The sequence below is a fragment of the Polaromonas sp. P1_E3 genome (assembly GCF_056405935.1).
This window is the reverse complement of sequence record NZ_JBFUBD010000689.1, coordinates 1-983: the sequence shown is the minus strand read 5'-3', so window position 1 is coordinate 983 and position 983 is coordinate 1. Positions and strand designations below refer to the sequence as shown.

Annotated in this window: 2 protein-coding genes; both read left to right on the top strand. The window is 61.7% G+C overall.

Annotated elements, in window-relative coordinates:
* A partial coding sequence (locus tag AC1D0Z_RS22820) for a peroxidase-related enzyme (RefSeq protein ID WP_477660411.1) occupies window positions 1-471 on the top strand: 471 nt, incomplete at its 5' end.
* 97 nt (window positions 472-568) lie between these two features.
* Window positions 569-983 (top strand): metal-dependent hydrolase (locus tag AC1D0Z_RS22815; RefSeq protein WP_477660410.1); only part of this gene is annotated, 415 nt, incomplete at its 3' end.

The window sequence follows — 983 nt, the reverse complement described above, 5'->3', positions numbered from 1 at the left end:
GAGTGGCGCGCCTTCTTCGCCTACCATGATGCGTTGATGCTCAAGGAAGAAGGCTCCAACCCCACCGGCAGCCTGACGAAGGGCGAACGCGAGATGATCGTCACCACGACCAGCGCGGCCAACAACTGCCTGTATTGCGTGGTGGCACATGGCGCCATACTGCGCATTTATGAAAAGAAGCCCCTGGTGGCGGACCAGGTGGCAGTGAACTACCGCAAGGCCGACATCACGCCGCGTCAGCGTGCCATGCTGGACTTTGCCATGAAGGTGTGCCAGCAGGCGGACCAGATCGAAGACAGCGACTTTGAGGCGCTGTACGGTCACGGCTTCGACGACGAAGATGCCTGGGACATCGCGGCCATCACCGCCTTCTTTGGCCTCTCCAACCGCATGGCGAGTTTCAGTAACATGCAGCCCAATCCCGAGTTTTACCTGATGGGGCGCGTGCCCAAGCCGCCCAAGACCGCCTGACGGCACCCCGCAAGAACCCGCTCAGGCGCAAATCAACTCCAGGACCCCACGCACCCGTTATGCTCATGAATCGACTTTTCCACAAGACTTAAAGATCATGACACCAGACGCGCCCACCGCCGCGACATCGACTACACCAGCCGGCGCTTACGGCCTGACCGTGCGCAAGCTGGAGATTGACCTGAGCGACGGCTTTGACCGCCACTGGTTTGGCGGCGATGCCTTCCTGAGCCAGTACCACAACGCCTTGTCGATGAGCTTTCCGGTCGGCGAGCAGTCGTTCATCGATGCCGTGCGCGACTGCGCCAAATTGCTGCCGCGCACGCCAGAGCATGCATCGCTGCATGAGGCCGCTGCGCAATTCATCGGCCAGGAGGCCACCCATCGCCATATCCACGCCCTGTACAACGCGCAGCTGGAAAAGCAGGGCCTGGTCAACCGCTGGCAGCACTGGGCCACGGCCCGCATTGACTTTGGGAAAAAGCGCGGCGTGGGACCGCGCCACCTCCTGG